General features: G+C 67.2%; 15 protein-coding genes and 1 pseudogene. 13 read left to right on the top strand and 3 right to left on the bottom strand.

The features are described 5' to 3' along the window. Positions 1-24: 24 nt before the first annotated feature. The 13 genes and pseudogenes from AC1G9C_RS04930 to AC1G9C_RS04870 all read left to right on the top strand — a co-directional run bounded on the left by AC1G9C_RS04930 (position 25) and on the right by AC1G9C_RS04870 (position 16,876). The gene (locus tag AC1G9C_RS04930; RefSeq protein WP_480409593.1) at positions 25-1,455 is read left to right on the top strand and encodes a sigma-54-dependent transcriptional regulator; all 1,431 of its coding nucleotides are present in this window, start codon (positions 25-27) and stop codon (positions 1,453-1,455) included. A 692-nt stretch (positions 1,456-2,147) separates the two neighbouring features. Then, entirely contained in the window at positions 2,148-3,545 is a 1,398-nt protein-coding gene (locus tag AC1G9C_RS04925; RefSeq protein ID WP_457787884.1) for a polynucleotide adenylyltransferase PcnB, read from the top strand. Further along, entirely contained in the window at positions 3,542-4,030 is a 489-nt protein-coding gene (gene folK / locus AC1G9C_RS04920; RefSeq protein ID WP_031302545.1) for a 2-amino-4-hydroxy-6-hydroxymethyldihydropteridine diphosphokinase, read from the top strand. The genes AC1G9C_RS04925 and folK overlap by 4 nt, the downstream gene beginning before the upstream one ends. Positions 4,031-4,336: 306 nt before the next feature. Next, positions 4,337-5,137 carry a 3-methyl-2-oxobutanoate hydroxymethyltransferase gene (panB, locus tag AC1G9C_RS04915; protein WP_021441864.1) on the top strand — a complete coding sequence of 267 codons (801 nt, stop codon included), beginning with the start codon at positions 4,337-4,339 and terminating at the stop codon, positions 5,135-5,137. Further along, the gene (gene panC, locus AC1G9C_RS04910) at positions 5,134-5,991 is read left to right on the top strand and encodes a pantoate--beta-alanine ligase (RefSeq protein ID WP_480409592.1); all 858 of its coding nucleotides are present in this window, start codon (positions 5,134-5,136) and stop codon (positions 5,989-5,991) included. The genes panB and panC overlap by 4 nt, the downstream gene beginning before the upstream one ends. Before the next feature lie 79 nt (positions 5,992-6,070). Then, positions 6,071-7,735 carry a glucose-6-phosphate isomerase gene (gene pgi, locus AC1G9C_RS04905; RefSeq protein ID WP_397497981.1) on the top strand — a complete coding sequence of 555 codons (1,665 nt, stop codon included), beginning with the start codon at positions 6,071-6,073 and terminating at the stop codon, positions 7,733-7,735. A 163-nt stretch (positions 7,736-7,898) separates the two neighbouring features. After that, the gene (gene acs, locus AC1G9C_RS04900) at positions 7,899-9,836 is read left to right on the top strand and encodes an acetate--CoA ligase (protein ID WP_480409591.1); all 1,938 of its coding nucleotides are present in this window, start codon (positions 7,899-7,901) and stop codon (positions 9,834-9,836) included. A gap of 78 nt (positions 9,837-9,914) precedes the next feature. After that, positions 9,915-10,781 carry an oxygenase MpaB family protein gene (locus AC1G9C_RS04895; protein WP_480409590.1) on the top strand — a complete coding sequence of 289 codons (867 nt, stop codon included), beginning with the start codon at positions 9,915-9,917 and terminating at the stop codon, positions 10,779-10,781. An 84-nt stretch (positions 10,782-10,865) separates the two neighbouring features. Continuing rightward, on the top strand, positions 10,866-12,044 hold the full coding sequence (locus tag AC1G9C_RS04890; RefSeq protein WP_480409589.1) for an acetyl-CoA C-acetyltransferase: 1,179 nt from the start codon (positions 10,866-10,868) through the stop codon (positions 12,042-12,044). 198 nt (positions 12,045-12,242) lie between these two features. Beyond that, positions 12,243-13,259 carry a class I SAM-dependent rRNA methyltransferase gene (locus tag AC1G9C_RS04885; RefSeq protein ID WP_480409588.1) on the top strand — a complete coding sequence of 339 codons (1,017 nt, stop codon included), beginning with the start codon at positions 12,243-12,245 and terminating at the stop codon, positions 13,257-13,259. Between the two features lie 104 nt (positions 13,260-13,363). Next, positions 13,364-16,243 (top strand): annotated as a pseudogene (locus tag AC1G9C_RS04880) (DUF748 domain-containing protein). A gap of 4 nt (positions 16,244-16,247) precedes the next feature. Next, entirely contained in the window at positions 16,248-16,550 is a 303-nt protein-coding gene (locus tag AC1G9C_RS04875; RefSeq protein WP_480409587.1) for a DUF2845 domain-containing protein, read from the top strand. Between the two features lie 23 nt (positions 16,551-16,573). Beyond that, positions 16,574-16,876 carry a DUF2845 domain-containing protein gene (locus AC1G9C_RS04870; RefSeq protein WP_031303269.1) on the top strand — a complete coding sequence of 101 codons (303 nt, stop codon included), beginning with the start codon at positions 16,574-16,576 and terminating at the stop codon, positions 16,874-16,876. 63 nt (positions 16,877-16,939) lie between these two features. On the opposite strand, the gene AC1G9C_RS04865 is transcribed toward AC1G9C_RS04870, so the two are convergent. The 3 genes from AC1G9C_RS04865 to pnp all read right to left on the bottom strand — a co-directional run bounded on the left by AC1G9C_RS04865 (position 16,940) and on the right by pnp (position 19,950). Next, positions 16,940-17,137: a CsbD family protein gene (locus AC1G9C_RS04865; protein ID WP_122109094.1), complete on the bottom strand. Its 198-nt coding sequence runs from the start codon at positions 17,135-17,137 to the stop codon at positions 16,940-16,942. 57 nt (positions 17,138-17,194) lie between these two features. After that, positions 17,195-17,563, bottom strand: a complete 369-nt coding sequence (locus AC1G9C_RS04860) for a BON domain-containing protein (protein WP_021444597.1) — start codon at positions 17,561-17,563, stop codon at positions 17,195-17,197. A 281-nt stretch (positions 17,564-17,844) separates the two neighbouring features. Beyond that, on the bottom strand, positions 17,845-19,950 hold the full coding sequence (gene pnp, locus AC1G9C_RS04855; RefSeq protein WP_122109093.1) for a polyribonucleotide nucleotidyltransferase: 2,106 nt from the start codon (positions 19,948-19,950) through the stop codon (positions 17,845-17,847). Between the last annotated feature and the right edge of the window lie 19 nt (positions 19,951-19,969).

The following is a 19,969-nucleotide window of genomic DNA, read 5'->3' as shown; positions in this document are numbered from 1 at the left end:
AGAGACCGTCGAGAGACCGAATTGATGCCACATATTCTTATCGTCGAAGACGAAACCATTATCCGCTCTGCCTTGCGCCGCCTGCTCGAGCGCAACCAGTACCAGGTCAGCGAAGCCGGCTCGGTACAGGAAGCCCAGGAACGCTACGGCATTCCCGGCTTCGACCTGATCGTCAGCGACCTGCGCCTGCCCGGCGCGCCCGGCACCGAGTTGATCAAACTGGCCGAGGGCACCCCGGTGCTGATCATGACCAGCTACGCCAGCCTGCGCTCGGCGGTGGACTCGATGAAGATGGGCGCGGTCGACTATATCGCCAAGCCCTTCGACCACGACGAGATGCTCCAGGCCGTGGCGCGTATCCTGCGCGATCGCCAGGAAGCCAAGAGCGCGCCCGCCGCGGTCAGCGCCAGCAGCCCACGTAACGGTGGCAGCGAAAAGGTCGTGGACAACGCCAACGGCGAAATCGGCATCATCGGTTCCTGCGCCGCCATGCAGGAGCTCTACGGCAAGATCCGCAAGGTCGCTCCCACCGACTCCAACGTGCTGGTGCAGGGCGAGTCCGGCACCGGCAAGGAGCTGGTCGCCCGCGCCCTGCACAACCTGTCCAAGCGCGCCAAGGCGCCGCTGATCTCGGTCAACTGCGCGGCGATTCCGGAAACCCTGATCGAATCCGAGCTGTTCGGCCACGAGAAGGGCGCCTTCACCGGTGCCAGCGCCGGTCGCGCTGGCCTGGTTGAGGCGGCCGATGGCGGCACGCTGTTCCTCGACGAGATCGGCGAACTGCCGCTGGAGGCCCAGGCGCGCCTGCTGCGCGTGCTGCAGGAAGGCGAGATTCGCCGGGTCGGCTCGGTGCAGTCGCAGAAGGTAGACGTGCGCCTGATCGCCGCCACCCACCGCGACCTCAAGACCCTGGCCAAGACCGGCCAGTTCCGCGAAGACCTCTACTACCGCCTGCACGTCATCGCCCTCAAGCTGCCCGCCCTGCGCGAGCGCGGCAGCGACGTCAGCGAAATCGCCCAGGCCTTCCTCGCACGCCAGTGCACGCGCATGGGCCGCGAGCCGCTGCGCTTCGCCCAGGATGCCGAGCAGGCCATCCGTCACTACCCCTGGCCGGGCAACGTGCGCGAGCTGGAGAACGCCATCGAGCGTGCGGTGATCCTCTGCGAGGGCGCGGAAATCTCCGCCGACCTGCTGGGCATCGATATCGAGCTGGACGACCTGGACGACGACTTCGGCCTGCCAGCGGCTGCCGGGCAGAGCAGCAGCAACAGCCACGAGCCCACCGAAGACCTGTCGCTGGAGGACTATTTCCAGCACTTCGTGCTCGAGCACCAGGACCACATGACCGAGACCGAACTGGCGCGCAAGCTCGGCATCAGCCGCAAGTGCCTGTGGGAACGCCGCCAGCGCCTGGGCATCCCCCGGCGCAAATCCGGCGTGACCAGCGGCCCTTGACCGCGCGCGCCGGGTGACAATCGACCTGCGCGCAGGTTCCGCGGGTTGTTACCGAATCAATATCTCGTAACAAAAGCCGGGTCTAATGGTAACGAAAACCCGGCTTTTTTCTCCCCTCCGATCGCCCCCCACCTGCCGCAAACCCTTGATTTATAAGGAATCGCAAAAACTGGCACGGCATCTGCTTTATCTCTGGCACAACAACAATAACAAGCAAAGCCCCACACAATAAGAACAAGACGTAACGACTCCAAAACAACAAGAACAACAAGATGGAGGCGCAGCTAACTGATTCTTTTGGAGAGGAGTTGCCCTTGGGGTTCGCCCCACGACCAGGCCGAGAACAATAAAACTGCCCCGAGGCAGCACCCGTACTGGTTGGATCACGCAAGTGTCATGGCAGCATCAGCGTCCAAAGAAATCCGTTTGCTATTGGCTCCCGCTTTCAGGGAGCACCCAACCGACCACGGTCGTTTGGGAAGGGCGAAACAACAAAAACAACGCGCCCTCAATAACAATAAAAACGAAGCACGCACCAACTTGGGGGGGAGCTTAGGCTCCCCCAGTAGCTTCCGCTCCCCGGATCCCCGCCTGCCGCTCTACACACCTTCTCCCGACACGATGCTAGAATCCGCAGCAATCATGCGGTCATCGTTTCGTCTGGCCGGTCATTTCTCCACACAGTGCATCCCATGCTGAAGAAGCTGTTCAAGTCTTTCCGCTCGCCCCTGCGCCGCGCGCAGCGCCCGCGCAGCACCCCCGAGGTGCTGAGCAGCCGGCAACACCCGATCAACCGCAACGAGATCAGCCGCCATGCCATCAGCGTGGTCGAACGCCTGCAGAAGGCCGGCTACCAGGCCTACCTGGTCGGCGGTTGCGTGCGCGATCTGCTGCTGGATATCGAGCCCAAGGATTTCGACGTGGCCACCAGCGCCACCCCCGAGCAGGTACGCGCGGAGTTCCGCAACGCCCGGGTGATCGGCCGCCGTTTCAAGCTGGTCCACGTGCATTTCGGCCGCGAGATCATCGAAGTCGCCACCTTCCGCGCCAACCACCCGCAGGGCGACGACGAAGAAAACAGCAACCTGGCGGCGCGCCACGAGAGCGGGCGCATCCTGCGCGACAACGTCTACGGCAGCCTGGAGGACGACGCCCAGCGCCGCGACTTCACCATCAACGCGTTGTACTACGACCCGTCCCAGGAACACATTCTCGACTACGCGCGCGGCATGCACGATGTGCGCAACCACCAGGTGCGGCTGATCGGCGACCCCGAGCAGCGCTACCTGGAAGACCCGGTGCGCATGCTCCGCGCGGTGCGCTTCGCCGCCAAGCTGGACTTCGACATCGAGAAGCATAGCGCCGCGCCGATCCGCCGCCTGGCGCCGATGCTGCGCGACATCCCCGCAGCGCGCCTGTTCGACGAGGTGCTCAAGCTGCTGCTCGCCGGCTACGCCGAGTACACCTTCGACCTGCTGCTCGAGCACGACCTGTTCGCCCAGCTGTTCCCGGCCAGCGGCGAGGCGCTCAAGCGCAACCCCGAGTACACCGAGCGGCTGATCCGCCAGGCGCTGATCAACACCGACGAGCGCATCGCCCAGGGCAAGTCGGTGACCCCGGCCTTCCTCTTCGCCGCGCTGCTCTGGCCGGCCCTGCCGGCCCGCGTGCTGCAACTGCAGGACAAGGGCATGCCGCCGATTCCGGCGATGCAGGAAGCCGCCCACGAGCTGATCGCCGAGCAGTGCCAGCGCATCGCCGTGCCCAAACGCTTCACCATCCCGATCCGCGAGATCTGGGACATGCAGGAACGCCTGCCACGGCGCAGCGGCAAGCGCGCCGACCTGCTGCTGGACAACCCGCGCTTTCGTGCCGGCTACGACTTCCTGCTGCTGCGCGAGCATGCCGGCGAGGACACTGGCGGCCTCGGCGACTGGTGGACCGACTACCAGGACGCCAGCGACAGCCAGCGCCGGCAGATGATCCGCGACCTCGCCGGCAAGCCCGAAGCGGCCGGCAGCGCGCCACGCAAACGCCGGCGCAGCAGCGGCCGGCGCAAGCGCGACGACGCGGGCAGCGTCGGCGAGGAATGATGGAGCGAGTCTATATCGGCCTCGGCAGCAACCTGGCCGAGCCGCTGCAGCAGCTGCGCGACGCCCTCGCCGCGCTCGCCCAGCTGCCGGATACCAGGCTGCTCGCCCACTCCTCCTTCTATGCCAGCGACCCGCTCGGTCCGCCCGACCAGCCGCGCTACGTCAACGCCGTGGCGGCGCTGGACACGGCGCTGCAACCCTGGACGCTGCTCGACGCCCTGCAGCGTATCGAGCAGGAACAGGGCCGCGTGCGCAAGGCCGAACGCTGGGGGCCGCGCACCCTGGACCTGGATATCCTGCTGTTCGGCGAACGCTCGATCGCCGACGAACGCCTGACGGTGCCGCACTACCATATGCACGCGCGGCCCTTCGTGCTCTACCCCCTGGCCGAACTCGCCGCCGAGCTGCAGCTGCCCGACGGCCGCCGTCTGAGCGAACTGCTGGCCGCCTGCCCCTTCACCGGCCTGGAACGCCTGGCCGAGTAGCGCGGATGAAATCCGGGGATTTCCCCGATTGCATCCGCGGCGACTCTGCAGCCATGCGCCACGGATTTCCTCCAGGCACTCCCCCTGACCATGGGCGCAAGCCCGCGCCCGCTCTAGCGTCCGCCTCGCTCGCGCGCATTGGCGGTAACGCCAGTAACAGCCGGGTAACACCTGCAATTGACTTCGCCTGCCCCCATCGGGACTATAGGCGTCCCGTCGCCCGCCGCCGGGCGCACCTTTATGCCAATCCAGGCCGGATTGCCGCCGCTTAGAAGCCGCGACCGAGCCTGAGCGAGGACCCTTGAAATGCCTGACGTTACCCTGACCACCCTGCAGAGCCTCAAGCACAGCGGTGCCAAGATCGCCATGCTGACCTGCTACGACGCCACCTTCGCCCAGGCCGCCTGCCAGGCCGGGGTCGACGTGCTGCTGGTCGGCGATTCCCTGGGCATGGTGCTGCAGGGCCACGACAGCACCCTGCCGGTCAGCGTCGAGGAGATGGCCTACCACACCGCCTGCGTCAAACGCGGCAACCAGGGCGCGCTGATCATCACCGACCTGCCCTTTATGGCCTACGCCACCACCGAGCAGGCGCTGGCCAACAGCGCCCGGCTGATGCAGGCCGGCGCCCATATGGTCAAGCTGGAGGGCGCCGGCTGGCTGGCGGAGCCGATCCGCCTGCTGGCCGAGCGCGGTGTGCCGGTGTGCGCGCACCTGGGCCTGACCCCGCAGGCGGTGAACATCCTCGGCGGCTACAAGGTGCAGGGCCGCCAGGAGGCCCAGGCGCGGCAGATGCGCGCCGACGCCATGGCCCTGGAACAGGCCGGCGCCGCCATGCTGCTGCTCGAATGCGTGCCCAGCGAACTGGCCGCGGAAATCAGCCAGGCGGTGAAGATTCCGGTGATCGGCATTGGCGCGGGGCCCGCCACCGACGGCCAGGTGCTGGTGCAGCACGACATGCTCGGCCTGTCGCTGTCCGGCCGCGCGCCGAAGTTCGTGCGCAACTTCATGGACGGCCAGAGCAGCATCCAGGGCGCCCTCGCCGCCTATGTCCAGGCGGTCAAGGACGGCAGCTTCCCCGCCGCCGAACACGGGTTCTCGGCATGAACACGGTCAAGACCCTGCGCGAACTGCGCGCCGCCGTCGCCCAGGCCCGCGCCGAGGGCAAGCAGATCGGTTTCGTGCCGACCATGGGCAACCTGCACGCCGGCCACGTCTCCCTGGTGGAAACCGCCGCCCAGCGCGCCGACTTCGTGGTCGCCAGCATCTTCGTCAACCCGCTGCAGTTCGGCGCCGGCGAGGACCTGGCCAGCTACCCGCGGACCCTCGCCGCCGACCAAGAAAAACTCCTGGCCGCCGGCTGCCACCTGCTGTTCCACCCGGATGTGGCGGAAATCTACCCGCACGGCATGGCCGACCAGACCCGGGTGATAGTACCCGGCGTCTCCGAAGGCCTGTGCGGCGCCAGCCGCCCCGGCCACTTCGAGGGCGTGGCCACGGTGGTGACCAAGCTGTTCAATATGGTGCAGCCGGATCTGGCCGTGTTCGGCGAGAAGGACTACCAGCAACTGGCGGTGATCCGCGCCCTGGTGCACGACCTCAACATGCCGATCCAGATCATCGGCGCGCCGACCCAGCGCGCCGAGGACGGCCTGGCGCTGTCCTCGCGCAACGGCTACCTCGACGCCGCGCAGCGCGCCGCCGCCCCGGCGCTGTACCGCAGCCTGCAGGGCATCGCCAGCGAGCTGCAACGCGGCGCCCGCGACTATCCGCGACTGATCGAGACGGCCCAGCGCCAGCAGCGCAACGCCGGCTTCGCCCCGGACTACCTGGAAATACGCAACGCCCTCAGCCTGCGTCCGGCCCAGCTCGACGACCGCCAGCTGGTGGTGCTCACCGCCGCCCACCTGGGCAGCACCCGGCTGATCGACAATCTGCTGGTGGAACTGCCCGCCCAGTAGCTGCGCCGCGAGACCGCCGGTTACACTCGCCAGGCCCGGATAACTCCGGGCCTTTCGCTTTTCCGGATCAGGAGCCCCGATGGCCTACTACCAGCAGCCGCACGACGTCACCCGCCTGCCCGCCTGGCACGCCCTGCAGCAACACCGAGCCGAGATGGCCGGGTTCAGCATGCGCGAGGCCTTCGCCACGGACGCCCGACGCTTCCAGCGCTTCTCGCTGAACAGCTGCGGCCTGCTGCTGGACTACTCGAAGAACCTGATCGACGAACGCAGCCTCGAGCTGCTGATCCAGCTGGCCGAGCAGGCCGACCTGCAAGGCGCCATCGACGCCCTGTACAGCGGCGAGCAGGTCAACGCCTCGGAAGGCCGCGCGGCCCTGCACACCGCCCTGCGCAGCCCGATCGGCCGGCGCCTGGTGGTGGACGGCGCGGACATCATCCCGCAGGTGCACCGCGTGCTGAACCAGATGACCGAGCTGGTCAGCCGCATCCACAGCGGCCTGTGGCGCGGCTACAGCGAAAAGCCGATCACCGAGGTGGTCAATATCGGCATCGGCGGCTCCTTCCTCGGCCCGCAGCTGGTCTCCGAGGCGCTGCGCCCCTTCACCCAGCGCGGCGTTCGCTGCCACTACCTGGCCAATATCGACGGCAGCGAGTTCCGCGAGCTGACCGCCCGGCTCAACCCGGAAACCACCCTGTTCATCGTCTCCAGCAAGTCCTTCGGCACCCTGGAGACGCTGAAGAACACCCTAGCCGCGCGCGACTGGTACCTGGCCATGGGCGGCCCGGAACAAGAGCTGCACCGCCATTTCATCGCCGTGACCAGCAACCGCAAGGCGGCCATCGAGTTCGGCATCGGCGAGCAGAACATCTTCCCCATGTGGGACTGGGTCGGCGGCCGCTACTCGCTGTGGTCGGCCATCGGCCTGCCCATCGCCCTGGCCATCGGCGTGTCCAACTTCAAGGAACTGCTGGCCGGCGCCTACGCCATGGACCAGCACTTCACCCAGGCCCCCCTGGCGGAGAACATGCCGGTGCTGATGGCCCTGCTGGGCATCTGGTACACCAACTTCTGGGGCGCGCAGAGCCACGCCATCCTGCCCTACGACCACTACCTGCGTAACTTCACCAAGCACCTGCAGCAGCTGGACATGGAATCCAACGGCAAGAGCGTGCGCCAGGACGGCAGCGCCCTGGACATCGCCACCGGCCCGGTGATCTGGGGCGGCGTCGGCTGCAACGGCCAGCACGCCTACCACCAGTTGCTGCACCAGGGCCGCCTGCTGGTGCCGGCGGATTTCATCGTCCCGGTCAACAGCTACAACCCGCTGTCCGACCACCACCAGTGGCTGTTCGCCAACTGCCTGTCGCAGGCCCAGGCGCTGATGCAGGGCAAGAGCCGCGCCGAGGCCGAGGCCGAGCTGCGCGCCAAGGGCCTGAGCGAGGACGAGGTGCAGCGCCTGGCGCCGCACAAGGAGATTCCCGGCAACCGGCCGAGCAATATCCTGGTGATGAACCGCATCGCGCCGTTCAACCTCGGCGCCCTGGTGGCGCTGTACGAGCACAAGGTGTTCGTGCAGAGCGCCATCTGGGGCATCAACGCCTTCGACCAGTGGGGCGTGGAGCTGGGCAAGGAGATGGGCAAGGAGGTCTACCAGCGCCTGGTCGGCCAGGTCGACAGCGCCGCCGCCGACGCCTCGACCCAGGGCCTGATCGAGCACTTCCGCGAGCACCATCGCGGCTGAATCGCACAATCTGCTGGCCTGGGTTGAGCGCAGCGATACCCAGGCCCCCGGACGCGGGCATGACCGGTCTCGCGGCGCTCAGGCAATCGACGCACTTGAACCGAGCGCCTGCTTGGGTGCACCCTTGGGAACGTTGCGGACAGACAACAACAAGGACCCCGCCATGTTCGAGATCACCCGCCACCCCGTGGCCGACGCGGTGCGCCAGCGCGCACATCTGGACAACGACGCCTACCTGCGCCTGTACCGGCAATCCGTCGAGCAGCCCGAGACCTTCTGGGCCGAGCAGGCCAAGGCCTTCCTCGACTGGTTCCAGCCCTGGGACCGGGTGCACGCCAGCGACCTGAAACAGGGCCACGCCGAATGGTTCAAGGGCGGCCAGCTCAACGTCGCCTACAACTGCATCGACCGCCACCTGCAACAGCGCGGCGAACAGATCGCCATCATCTGGGAAGGCGACAACCCGGCCGAGTCGGCGCATATCACCTACAACAAGCTGCACCACAACGTCAGCCGCCTGGCCAACGTGCTGAAAAGCCGTGGCGTGCACAAAGGCGACCGGGTGTGCATCTACATGCCGATGATCCCCGAGGCGGCCTACGCCATGCTCGCCTGCGCGCGCATCGGCGCCGTGCATTCGGTGGTGTTCGGCGGCTTCTCTCCGGATGCCCTGCGCGACCGCATCCTCGACGCCGACTGCCGCACCGTGATCACCGCCGACGAAGGCGTGCGCGGCGGCAAGTACATCCCGTTGAAGAACAACGTCGACCAGGCCCTGCAGAGCTGCCCGAACGTCAGCACCGTGGTGGTGGTCGAGCGCACCCAGGGCGACGTGGCCTGGGTGGAAGGCCGCGACCTCTGGTACCACCAGGCGCTCAAGGAGGTCGATACCGACTGCCCGGCCGAGCCGATGGACGCCGAGGATCCGCTGTTTATCCTCTATACCTCGGGCTCCACGGGTAAGCCGAAAGGCGTGCTGCATACCACCGGTGGCTACCTGCTCGGCGCGGCCATGACCCACAAGTACGTGTTCGACTACCACGAGGGCGACATCTACTGGTGCACCGCCGATGTCGGCTGGGTCACCGGGCACAGCTACATCGTCTACGGCCCGCTGGCCAACGCCGCCACCACCCTGATGTTCGAGGGCGTGCCCAACTACCCGGACGCCTCGCGCTTCTGGCAGGTGATCGACAAGCACCGGGTGAACATCTTCTACACCGCCCCCACCGCCCTGCGCGCACTGATGCGCGAGGGCGAAGGACCGGTCAAGGCCACCTCGCGTTCGAGCCTGCGCCTGCTCGGCTCGGTGGGCGAGCCGATCAACCCCGAGGCCTGGGAGTGGTACTACCACGTGGTCGGCGACACGCGCTGCCCCATAGTCGATACCTGGTGGCAGACCGAGACCGGCTCGATCCTGATCACCCCGCTGCCCGGCGCCACCGAGCTCAAGCCCGGCTCGGCCACCCGCCCCTTCTTCGGCGTGCAGCCGGTGCTGCTCGACGAGCAGGGCAAGGAGATCGAGGGCCCGGGCGCCGGCGTGCTAGCGATCAAGGCCAGTTGGCCGAGCCAGATCCGCAGCGTCTACGGCGACCACCAGCGCATGATCGACACCTACTTCAAGCCCTACCCCGGCTACTACTTCACCGGCGACGGCGCGCGCCGCGACGAGGACGGTTACTACTGGATCACCGGCCGCGTCGACGACGTGATCAACGTCTCCGGCCACCGCATCGGCACCGCCGAGGTGGAAAGCGCCCTGGTGCTGCACGATGCGGTGGCCGAGGCGGCGGTGGTCGGCTACCCGCACGACGTCAAGGGCCAGGGCATCTACGCCTACGTCACCCTGATGAAGGGCAGCGAGCCCAGCGACGCGCTGAAGAAGGAGTTGCTGAGCCTGGTCGGCAAGGAAATCGGCAGCTTCGCCAAGCCGGAGCTGATCCAGTGGGCGCCGGGCCTGCCCAAGACCCGCTCGGGCAAGATCATGCGGCGCATCCTGCGCAAGATCGCCTGCAACGAGCTGGACAACATGGGCGACACCTCGACCCTGGCCGACCCCAGCGTGGTCGACAGCCTGATCGGCCAGCGCCTCAACCGCTGATCCAGCAGGCCCTTGTCCCGCGCATGCGGGACAAGGGCCGCCTTGTCTTGCAGCGACCAAGCGCCGAAACTGCGCGCCATGGAAAGCCTACGTCGTCAGATCGAAAAACAGGTGCACAGCCTCACCGGCGCCTCGCTCGGTGTGCTCGACCTCGACCAGCCGCGCGGTGATGCCGGCCTGTTCGGCCCCGAGTCGATGGTGTGGAAAGTGCACGCCGACTTCACCGCGATGATGGTCGGCGGCATTTCCGCCCTGCTCCTGCAGATGCTCCACCCGCTGGCGCTGGCCGGCGTGTGGGATCACTCCAGCTTTCGCCAGGACATGCTCGGTCGCCTGCGCCGTACCAGCCTGTTCATCGCCGGCACCACCTACGGCGGCCTGCACGATGCCGAGCAGCTGATCGACAAGGTGCGCACTATTCATCTGCAGGTGGTCGGCAGCGCGCCGGACGGTCGCCCTTACAGCGCCAGCGATCCCGAGCTGCTGACCTGGGTGCACGTCTCCGAGGTCAGCCAGTTTCTCGCCGGCTACCTGCGTTACGTCGACCCGCGGCTGCCGGTGGCCGAGCAGGATCGCTACTACCGCGAAGTGGCGCTGATCGCCGAGCGCCTCGGTGCGCAGGACGTGCCCAAATCGCAGCGGGCCATCGCCGACTATCTGCAGCGCCTGCGCCCGCACCTGCTCTGCTATGAGCGCACCCGCGAAGTGGTGCGACTGCTCTACGCTGCGCCGATGCCCAGCATCCTGGCCAAACCTTTCGGCAGCCTGATGCTGCAGGCCGGTGTCGACCTGCTGCCGGACTGGGCCAGCGACCTGCTCGGCGAACGCCAGGCGGCCTGGCGCCGCCCCTTGATCCGCGCCAGCGTGCAGCGCACCGCCAACGTGCTGCGCTGGGCCGTGCGCAACAGCGCCGCACAGCGCGCCCGCCGTCGCCTGGCGCCTTAGCAGGCGTGGCTGGCCGGTCACAGCCAGCCATGCGACCATCAGCGTCTTTCCGGTCATTGTCTGAACCGAATCGAGGACCAGCACATGCAAGACGTCGTCATAGTCGCAGCCACCCGCACCGCCATCGGCAGCTTCCAGGGCAGCCTGGCCGAGATTCCCGCGCCCGAGCTCGGCGCCATCGTGATCAAGCGCCTGCTGGAGCAGACCGGCCTCGACGCCGCCCAGGTGGATGAAGTCATCCTCGGCCAGGTGCTCACCGCAGGCTCCGGCCAGAACCCCGCACGCCAGGCCGCCATCCGCGCCGGCCTGCCCCATGCCGTACCGGCCATGACCCTGAACAAGGTCTGCGGCTCGGGCCTGAAAGCCCTGCACCTGGCCACCCAGGCGATTCGCTGCGGCGACGCCGAAGTGATCATCGCCGGCGGCATGGAGAACATGAGCCTGGCCCCCTACGTGCTGCCGAAAGCCCGTACCGGCCTGCGCATGGGCCACGCCCAGCTGCAGGACAGCATGATCCTCGATGGCCTGTGGGATGCCTTCAATGACTACCATATGGGCATCACCGCGGAGAACCTGGTGGAGAAATACGGGATTTCCCGCGACGCCCAGGACGCCTTCGCCGCCGCCTCGCAGCAGAAGGCCTGCACGGCCATCGAGACCGGTCGCTTCGATGCCGAGATCGTTCCGGTGCTGATCCCGCAGCGCAAGGGCGATCCCGTCGCCTTCGCTCGTGACGAACAGCCGCGCGCCGGCACCACCGCCGAAGCCCTGGGCAAGCTCAAGCCGGCCTTCAAGAAGGACGGCAGCGTCACCGCCGGCAACGCCTCCAGCCTTAACGACGGCGCGGCCGCGGTGCTGCTGATGAGCGCCGAAAAAGCTCAGACCCTCGGCCTGCCGGTGCTGGCCAGGATCAAGGCCTATGCCAATGCCGGCGTCGACCCGGCGATCATGGGCATCGCCCCGGTCTCGGCCACCCGCCGCTGCCTGGACAAGGCCGGCTGGAACCTCGCCGAGCTGGACCTGATCGAAGCCAACGAAGCCTTCGCCGCCCAGGCCCTGGCGGTCGGCCAGGAGCTGGGCTGGGACGCGGAGAAGGTCAACGTCAACGGCGGCGCCATCGCCCTCGGCCATCCCATCGGCGCCTCGGGCTGCCGTGTGCTGGTCAGCCTGCTGCACGAGATGATCCGCCGCGACGCGAAGAAGGGCCTGGCCACCCTGTGCATCGGCGGCGGCCAGGGCGTGGCGCTGGCCATCGAGCGCTAAGCCAAAGCCGTAGTTTGGGTCGAGGGGCGCAGCCCCGAAGCCCAACAGGGGCGCTACCCGGCGCGCCCGGCGGACCGCCGTTGGGTTTCGCTGCGCTCAACCCAACCTACGCCGGCCGCAATCGCCACAACGCGCCGACCGAGGGTCGGCGTTTTTCTTGCTAAACTGCCGGCCTTTCCTTTCTCCGAGATGCCGCGCATGCCCGCTCTTGATCTGGCGCTGCGCGCCGCCCTCGATGCCCGCCAGCCGCTGCTGGGTGAACTGCACGCCCAGGGCACCGATTGCTACCGCCTGTTCCATGGCAGCCAGGAAGGTGCCCCCGGCCTTACCCTCGATCGCTACGGCCCGCAGCTGCTGGTGCAAAGCTTTCACCAACCGCTGCAGCGCGAGGCGCTGCTCGGGCTGCACAGGGCCATCAACGAGCGTCTCGGCCTCGACCTGCACCTGGTCTATAACGACCGTTCCGGCGGCAACTCGCGCGTCGACCGCCGCGACGCGGTGTACCAGGCCACCCCCGAGGCGCTGGACGATATGCTCGGCCAGGAGTGGGGCCTGAACTATCGGGTGCGTGGCCGCCATCCCGGGCAGGACCCGCTGCTGTTTCTCGACCTGCGCAACGCCCGCGGCTGGATCAAGGCCAACAGCGCCGGCCAGTCCGTGCTCAACCTGTTCGCCTACACCTGCGGCGTCGGCCTCTGCGCCGCGGCCGGCGGCGCGCGCGAGGTGGTCAACCTGGACTTCGCCGAAGGCAACCTGGCGGTGGGCCGCGAGAACGGCGCGCTGAACCCCGCCCTGCCGGCCATGCAGTTCATCCAGTCCGACTACTTCCCGGCGATCCGCCAGTTGGCCGACCTGCCCGTCGCCAGCCGCCGCGGACAGAAACTGCCGGCCTATCCGCGTCTGGCGCCGCGCCAGTTCGACCTGGTGTTCCTCGACCCGCCAGCCTGGGCCAGGAGCGCCTTCGGCACCGTCGACCTGCTGCGCGACTACCAGAGCCTGCTCAAGCCGGCGATCCTGGCCACCGCCGAGGGCGGCACGCTGGTGTGCTGCAACAACCTGGCGAAGGTGGAGCTGGCCGACTGGCGCGAGCAGGTGCTGCGTTGCGCCGCCAAGCTCGGCCGCCCGCTGCGCGACTGCCAGGTGCTGCCGCCGGCCGCCGACTTCCCCTCGCAGGATGCCAAGCCGCCGCTGAAGACCCTGATCCTGAGGCTCTGAGCGACCCGCGGCAGAGAAAAATGCGCGGTGCGGCGCACGCCCGGAACCGAACCGGCGTGCCATACTCCAAGGCATCTCTTCGTCTGGATAGATGACGCCTCGCCATGCCCAAAGGACTGAAGCGCGCGCTGAGCGCCCTGTTGATCGCCCTCTTCCTCTACAGCCTGATCGGCTTCCTGATTCTGCCGGGCATCGCCCTGCGCATCGCCAACCAGCAGCTGGCGCAGTACGCCAGCGTGCCGGCCAGCCTGCAGCGCCTGCAGCTCAACCCCTTCAGCCTGGAGCTGCGCCTGTGGGGCCTGGCCATCGGCGAGCCGCAGCGGCCACAGCTCGGCTTGGCGCAGCTGTACGCCAACCTGCAACTGGACAGCCTGTGGAGCGGCGCCCTGCACCTGGCCGAGGTCGAGCTGGACGGCGCGCACGGCGAGGTGCTGTTCGCCAAGGACGGCACGCTCAACCTCACGCAGCTGTTCAAACTGCCGGAGAGCCCGGCGGACGCCGCCGACGCGCCGCCAAGCGAGCCCTTCCCGCTGCGCATCGACAAGGTCGGGCTGCGCGAAAACTCCCTGCACTTCCAGGACCTGCGCCCCAGCGAGCCGGTGGAGTTCGCCTACGACTCGCTCAACCTGGAACTGCACAACCTCAGCACCCTGGCCGGCGACAACGCCGAAATGACCCTGACCGCCACCGGCCCCCATGGCGGTCGCATCGACTGGCAGGGCCGCATAGGCCTGGTGCCGCTGACCTCCAGCGGCAACCTCAAGCTCAGCGACGGCCGCCTGCGCGCCATCTGGCCCTACGTGCGCGATGCCCTGCCGCTGGCCTTGCAGGAAGGCCAGGTCGATCTGAGCAGCGACTACCACCTCGATCTGTCCAGCGGCACCGAGCTGCAGCTGAGCAAGCTCGCCATCCAGCTGGCCCCCCTCGCCATCGACAGCCCCGAAGGCAAGCCGCTGCTGCGCCTGCAGCGCCTCGACGTCGCCGACGCCAGCCTGGACCTGGCCAAGCAGCAGGTGCTCATCGGCCAGGTGCGCAGCCAGGGCCTGGAAGCCTGGGCCGCGCGCGAGGCCGACGGCGAGCTGGACTGGCAGAAGCTGTTTGCCGGCAAACCGACGGCAGCCAGCGAGCCGGCGCCGCCCGAGGAGGCGAGCAAACCCTGGCAGGTGCTGCTGCGCGACGTGCAGCTGCGCGACTACCAGGCCCACCTGGTCGACCGCATGCCGCAACAGGCAGTGGCGCTGGACGTCGGCCCGCTGAACCTGGAGCTGAGCGACTTCGACAGCCTCGGCGACAAGCCCTTCGGCCTCAAGCTGGATACCGGTCTGGGCAAACAGGGCAAGCTGCAGGCAGCCGGCCAGGTGCAGCTGCAGCCCACCAGCGCCCAGCTCAAGGTCGCCACCCAGGACATCGACCTGCGCCTGGCCCAGGCCTATCTCAGCCCCTTTATCCGCCTGGAACTGCGCAGCGGCCTGCTCGGCAGCGACCTCGAGGTGCAACTCAGGAGCACCGCGCCGCTGGCGCTCCAGGTGAGCGGCAGCGCCAGGATCGACCAGCTGCACACCCTCGACACCCTGCGCGAGCGCGACTTCCTGCGCTGGCAGCAGGTGCGGGTGAACGGCCTCGACTATCGCCACGGCGAAAGCCTGGCCATCGAGCAGGTCGAGCTGGAGCAGCCCTATGCGCGCTTCGTGATCAACGAGAACCTGACCACCAACGTCAGCGAGCTGATCGTGCCGCAGCCTGCCGCGCCGGCTGAGGCTCAGGCGGATGCGGGCAAGCCGTTGGCCGTGCGCATCGGCGGCGTGACCATCAACGACGGTTCGGCCAACTTCGCCGACTTCAGCCTGACCCCCAGCTTCGCCACCGCCATCCAGCAGATGAACGGCCGCATCGGCACCCTCGACAACCAGAGCCCGCAGGCCGCCAGCGTCGACATCCGGGGCAAGGTGGACAAGTACGCGCCGGTCAGCGTCAAGGGCAAGCTCACCCCCTTCGACCCGCTCAACAGCCTGGACATCGCCACCAGCTTCAAGAACGTCGAGCTGACCACCATCACCCCCTACTCCGGCAAGTTCGCCGGCTACCGCATCCGCAAGGGCCGGCTCAACCTCGACCTGCACTACCGCATCGAGAAGGGCCAGCTCAACGCCGAGAACAAGGTGCTGGTGGAAAACCTGCAGCTGGGCGAGAAGGTCGACAGCCCGGACGCCGTCGACCTGCCGATCCGCCTGGCGGTGGCCCTGCTCAAGGACACCGAGGGCAAGATCGCCATCGAGCTGCCGGTCAAGGGCGACCTCAACAACCCCGAGTTCAGCGTCATGCCCATCGTCTGGCAGACCCTGCGCAACCTGGTGCTGCGCGCGGCGCAGGCGCCGTTCAAGTTCGTCGCCGGCCTGGTCGCCGGCGGCAGCGACGTCGACCTCAGCACCGTGCCGTTCGACGCCGGCTCGGACGCCCTGAGCGACGACGCACGCCAGGCCCTCGACACCCTGGCCAAGGCCCTGCAGGAGCGTCCGGCGCTGCGCCTGGAAGTGGAAGGCCAGAGCGCCCAGCGCGCCGACGGCCCGCTGCTGGCCGAGCAGCGCCTGCAACGCGAATTCCGCGAGACCTGGTACAAGATGCTGCAGCGCCGCGGCGACAAGGTGCCGGCCAGCGCCGACGAGCTGGTGGTGGACGAGGACGACCAGGCGATCCTGCTCGAAGGCATCTATCGCGCCCGCCTCAAACAGCAGCCGCCGGCCGAATGGGCCGAATTCGACAACTAGCAGCGTCATCAGCTTATGCGCCAGGCCGTGCTCGACTCCTGGGCGCAGAGCAAGCTGCTGCTGCGCCAGCTGGCTCAGCAGCGCGCGGCGGCGATCAAGGACTACCTGGTCGCCCAAGGCGGCCTGGCCGACGAACGCCTGTACCTGATCGATGTCAATCTAGGAGAGCCCGAGGCCGATGGCCGCGTGCTCACCCCGCTCCACCTGGACAGCGAGTAGCGCCATGCGTCGTCGCCCCTTCATCGCCCTCTGCGCCCTGCTGGCCGCCCTGGCCAGCGCGCCGCTGCAGGCCGATACCCTGCGCTGCGGCAGCCAGCTGGTCAGCCTCGGCGACCGTCCCTTCGAGGTCGAACGCAAGTGCGGCGAGCCGCAGCACCGCGATCCCATCGGTTACACCCTGGGCTCCTACGACCGCCGCGAATACCTGGTCGAGGAATGGGTCTACGGGCCGAGCAACGGCATGCTCAGCATCCTGCGCTTCGAGGGCAACCGCCTGGTCGCCATCGAGCGCCGTCGTCAGCACTGAAACCACACCAGGAACCGCCAGTGATCCGCCTCCACCACGCCCCACTGCTGTTACTGCTGGCCCTACCGCTGGCCGAAGCCTCCTCCACCTATCGCTGCGGCAGCGCCCTGGTCAGCACCAGCGCGCCGACCAGCGAAGTCCAGGGCAAATGCGGCGAACCGCTGAGCCGCGACTTTCTCGGCTACAAGGAAGTGCTCGACCAGTACGGCTTTCGCAACGAGGTCGCCGTGGAGGAGTGGATCTACGGGCCACGCGGCGGCATGTACCACTTCCTGCGCTTCGAGGGCGGACGCCTGGTGGAGATTCGCAGCAAGCGCGGCATCTGATGCCCACACCTACGCCAAGGCCCCGCCGACGATGCCGGCGGGGCCTCGGTCTGTAACGCGGCGTCAGAGCTTGTCGCTGAAGTCGCGCAACTCCTGCTGGGCCTTCTCCTTGGTCCAGCCATAGCGTTCCTGCAGCTTGCCGACGAGGTACTCGCTGTGGCCCTCGGCGACGTCCAGGTCGTCGTCGGTGAGGTTGCCCCAACGCTCCTTGATGCGCCCGCTGAGCTGCTTCCACTTACCCTTGATGATGTCGCTGTTCATGGTCATGGCTCCCTGTGATTGGCAAAGCGGCGGGCCGCAACCCGCCACGCTCACTTATCAGTCGGCGGCTTTCAGGCCGTCGGCCGACACGTCACGCACGCCCTCGATTTCCTTGGCCTTGGCGATGGCCAGTTCGCGCTCGGCCTCGCTGGCCACCACGCCGGACAGCGCGACCACGCCCTGATTGGTCTCGACCTTGATGTCCAGGCCGCTCAGGCTCTGGTCGGCGATAAAGCTGGATTTGACCTTGCTGGTGATCCAGGTGTCGGACACCGCCTGCTCGGCCTTGTCCACGCTGGTATTGGCAGCCAGCAGGGTCGGCTGCACGGCGTCGGCCGGCTGGGCGAACGCCGTGGACGCCAGCGACAGGCCCAGGGCAGTGGTGGTCAGGGTGGCGAGAGCAATACGCTTGATTGGCTGTTTCATGGTTCGACTCCTGTACGTTCCAGACAATCTGCAGGCCAGCTCCTGGCTGCAGGCTCAACAGGACTGTCGCAAGGCCTGTGCCAGCTTTTAAGAACTTACAATACTGTTATTTTTCAATAGCTTATGAATACACCCAGATAGGCGAAACCTTGCATTTCGCCGAACCCCGCGCAAAAGCCTCGGGCAAATTGCACGACGCGGATCTCCCCGCGGCCAGGGTTTTGCCGCGCGCAAAGAAAAGCCCCGCAGAGGCGGGGCTTGTCCTTGCAGCGAGCCAGTCGTCAGACGCCGGAGGCCTCGGCGGCGGCGACGTCCTTGATCGACAGCTTGATACGGCCGCGGTTGTCCACGTCCAGTACCAGTACCTTCACTTCCTGACCTTCCTGCAGCACGTCGGTGACCTTCTCCACGCGCTGATCGCTGAGCATGGAGATATGCACCAGACCGTCCTTGCCCGGCAGGATGTTGACGAAGGCGCCGAAGTCGACGATGCGCTCGACCTTGCCGACGTAGATCTTGCCGATCTCGGCTTCGGCAGTGATGGCCAGCACGCGCTGCTTGGCCGCCTCGGCCGCTTCCTTGGTTTCGCCGAAGATCTTGATCGAGCCGTCGTCTTCGATATCGATCGAAGCCTTGGTCTCTTCGCAGATGGCGCGGATGGTGGCGCCACCCTTGCCGATGACGTCGCGGATCTTGTCCTGGTCGATCTTCATCGCCAGCATGGTCGGCGCGTTGGCCGACAGCTCGCTGCGCGACTGGGCGATGACCTGGTTCATCTGGCCGAGGATGTTCAGGCGCGCTTCCAGCGCCTGCTCCAGCGCCTGCTCCATGATCTCTTCGGTGATGCCCTGGATCTTGATGTCCATCTGCAGCGCGGTGACGCCCTTGGCGGTACCGGCTACCTTGAAGTCCATGTCGCCCAGGTGGTCTTCGTCGCCGAGGATGTCGGTCAGTACGGCGAATTTCTCACCTTCCAGCACCAGGCCCATGGCGATACCGGCCACCGGCGCCTTCATCGGCACACCGGCGTCCATCAGCGCCAGGGAAGCGCCGCACACCGACGCCATGGAGGAAGAACCGTTGGACTCGGTGATCTCCGACACCACGCGGATGGTGTAGGGGAACTCGTCGGCGCTCGGCAGCATGGCGGCAACGCCACGGCGGGCCAGACGGCCGTGGCCGATTTCGCGACGGCCAGTGGCGCCCATGCGACCACACTCACCGACCGAGTAGGGCGGGAAGTTGTAGTGCAGCATGAAGGGGTCTTTCTTCTCGCCTTCGAGGGTGTCGAGCAGCTGTGCGTCGCGGGCGGTACCGAGGGTAGCCACGACCAGCGCCTGGGTTTCGCCACGGGTGAACAGCGCCGAGCCGTGGGTCTTGTCCAGTACACCGACTTCGATGTTCAGGCCACGCACGGTGCGGGTGTCACGACCATCGATACGCGGTTTGCCGTTGACGATGTTCTCGCGCACGGTGCGGTATTCGATCTCGCCGAAGGCGTCCTTGACTTCACCGGCAGTAGGCTGACCTTCTTCGCCGGAGAACTTGGCGACGACCTGATCGCGCAGCTCGCCCAGGCGCGCGTAGCGGTCCTGCTTGATGGTGATGGTGTAGGCCTGGGAAATCGCCTCGCCGAATTCGCCACGGATGGCGTTCAGCAGCGCGGTGTTTTCCGGCTTCGGCTGCCAGTCCCAGGTCGGCTTGCCGGCTTCGGCAGCCAGCTCGGCGACAGCCTGGATGACCACCTGGAACTCCTCATGGGCGAACAGCACGGCGCCCAGCATCTGGTCTTCGGTCAGCTCTTTGGCTTCCGATTCGACCATCAGCACGGCGTCCTTGGTACCGGCCACGACCATGTCCAGGCTCGAGGCCTTGAGCTGCTCGTAATTCGGGTTCAGCAGGTAGCCGGTTTCCGGGTGGAAGGCGACGCGCGCGGCACCGATCGGGCCGTTGAACGGGATGCCGGAGATGGCCAGGGCAGCCGAGGTACCGATCATCGCCGCGATGTCCGGATCGGTCTTCTTGCTGGTGGAAACCACGGTGCAGATGACCTGCACTTCGTTCTGGAAGCCTTCCGGGAACAGCGGACGGATCGGACGGTCGATCAGACGCGAGGTCAGGGTTTCCTTCTCGGAGGGACGCGCCTCACGCTTGAAGAAACCGCCCGGGATCTTGCCGGCAGCGTAGGTCTTTTCCTGGTAGTGCACGGACAGCGGGAAGAAGCCCTTGCTGGGGTCGGCAGTCTTGGCGCCGGTTACGGCGACCAGCACGCTGACGTCGTCGTCAACGGTGACCAGCACGGCGCCGGAGGCTTGACGGGCGATACGGCCAGTCTCGAGGGTAACGGTCGACTGACCGAACTGGAATTTCTTGATTACCGGGTTCACGGTGTTTTCCTTCTCTTTG

The sequence above is a fragment of the Pseudomonas sp. ABa2 genome, from assembly GCF_056676075.1.
Note: the sequence above shows the minus strand (reverse complement) of the source record. Positions and strands in the feature narration are given on the sequence as shown.

Coding starts and splice junctions, on each gene's coding strand:
- AC1G9C_RS04925 (WP_457787884.1), top strand. CDS start 2,148: ATGCTGAAGAAGCTGTTCAAGTCTTTCCGCTCGCCCCTGCGCCGCGCG.
- AC1G9C_RS04885 (WP_480409588.1), top strand. CDS start 12,243: ATGCCCGCTCTTGATCTGGCGCTGCGCGCCGCCCTCGATGCCCGCCAG.
- AC1G9C_RS04930 (WP_480409593.1), top strand. CDS start 25: ATGCCACATATTCTTATCGTCGAAGACGAAACCATTATCCGCTCTGCC.
- AC1G9C_RS04890 (WP_480409589.1), top strand. CDS start 10,866: ATGCAAGACGTCGTCATAGTCGCAGCCACCCGCACCGCCATCGGCAGC.
- panB (WP_021441864.1), top strand. CDS start 4,337: ATGCCTGACGTTACCCTGACCACCCTGCAGAGCCTCAAGCACAGCGGT.
- AC1G9C_RS04865 (WP_122109094.1), bottom strand. CDS start 17,137: ATGAACAGCGACATCATCAAGGGTAAGTGGAAGCAGCTCAGCGGGCGC.
- acs (WP_480409591.1), top strand. CDS start 7,899: ATGTTCGAGATCACCCGCCACCCCGTGGCCGACGCGGTGCGCCAGCGC.
- AC1G9C_RS04860 (WP_021444597.1), bottom strand. CDS start 17,563: ATGAAACAGCCAATCAAGCGTATTGCTCTCGCCACCCTGACCACCACT.
- AC1G9C_RS04875 (WP_480409587.1), top strand. CDS start 16,248: ATGCGTCGTCGCCCCTTCATCGCCCTCTGCGCCCTGCTGGCCGCCCTG.
- panC (WP_480409592.1), top strand. CDS start 5,134: ATGAACACGGTCAAGACCCTGCGCGAACTGCGCGCCGCCGTCGCCCAG.
- pgi (WP_397497981.1), top strand. CDS start 6,071: ATGGCCTACTACCAGCAGCCGCACGACGTCACCCGCCTGCCCGCCTGG.
- AC1G9C_RS04895 (WP_480409590.1), top strand. CDS start 9,915: ATGGAAAGCCTACGTCGTCAGATCGAAAAACAGGTGCACAGCCTCACC.
- folK (WP_031302545.1), top strand. CDS start 3,542: ATGATGGAGCGAGTCTATATCGGCCTCGGCAGCAACCTGGCCGAGCCG.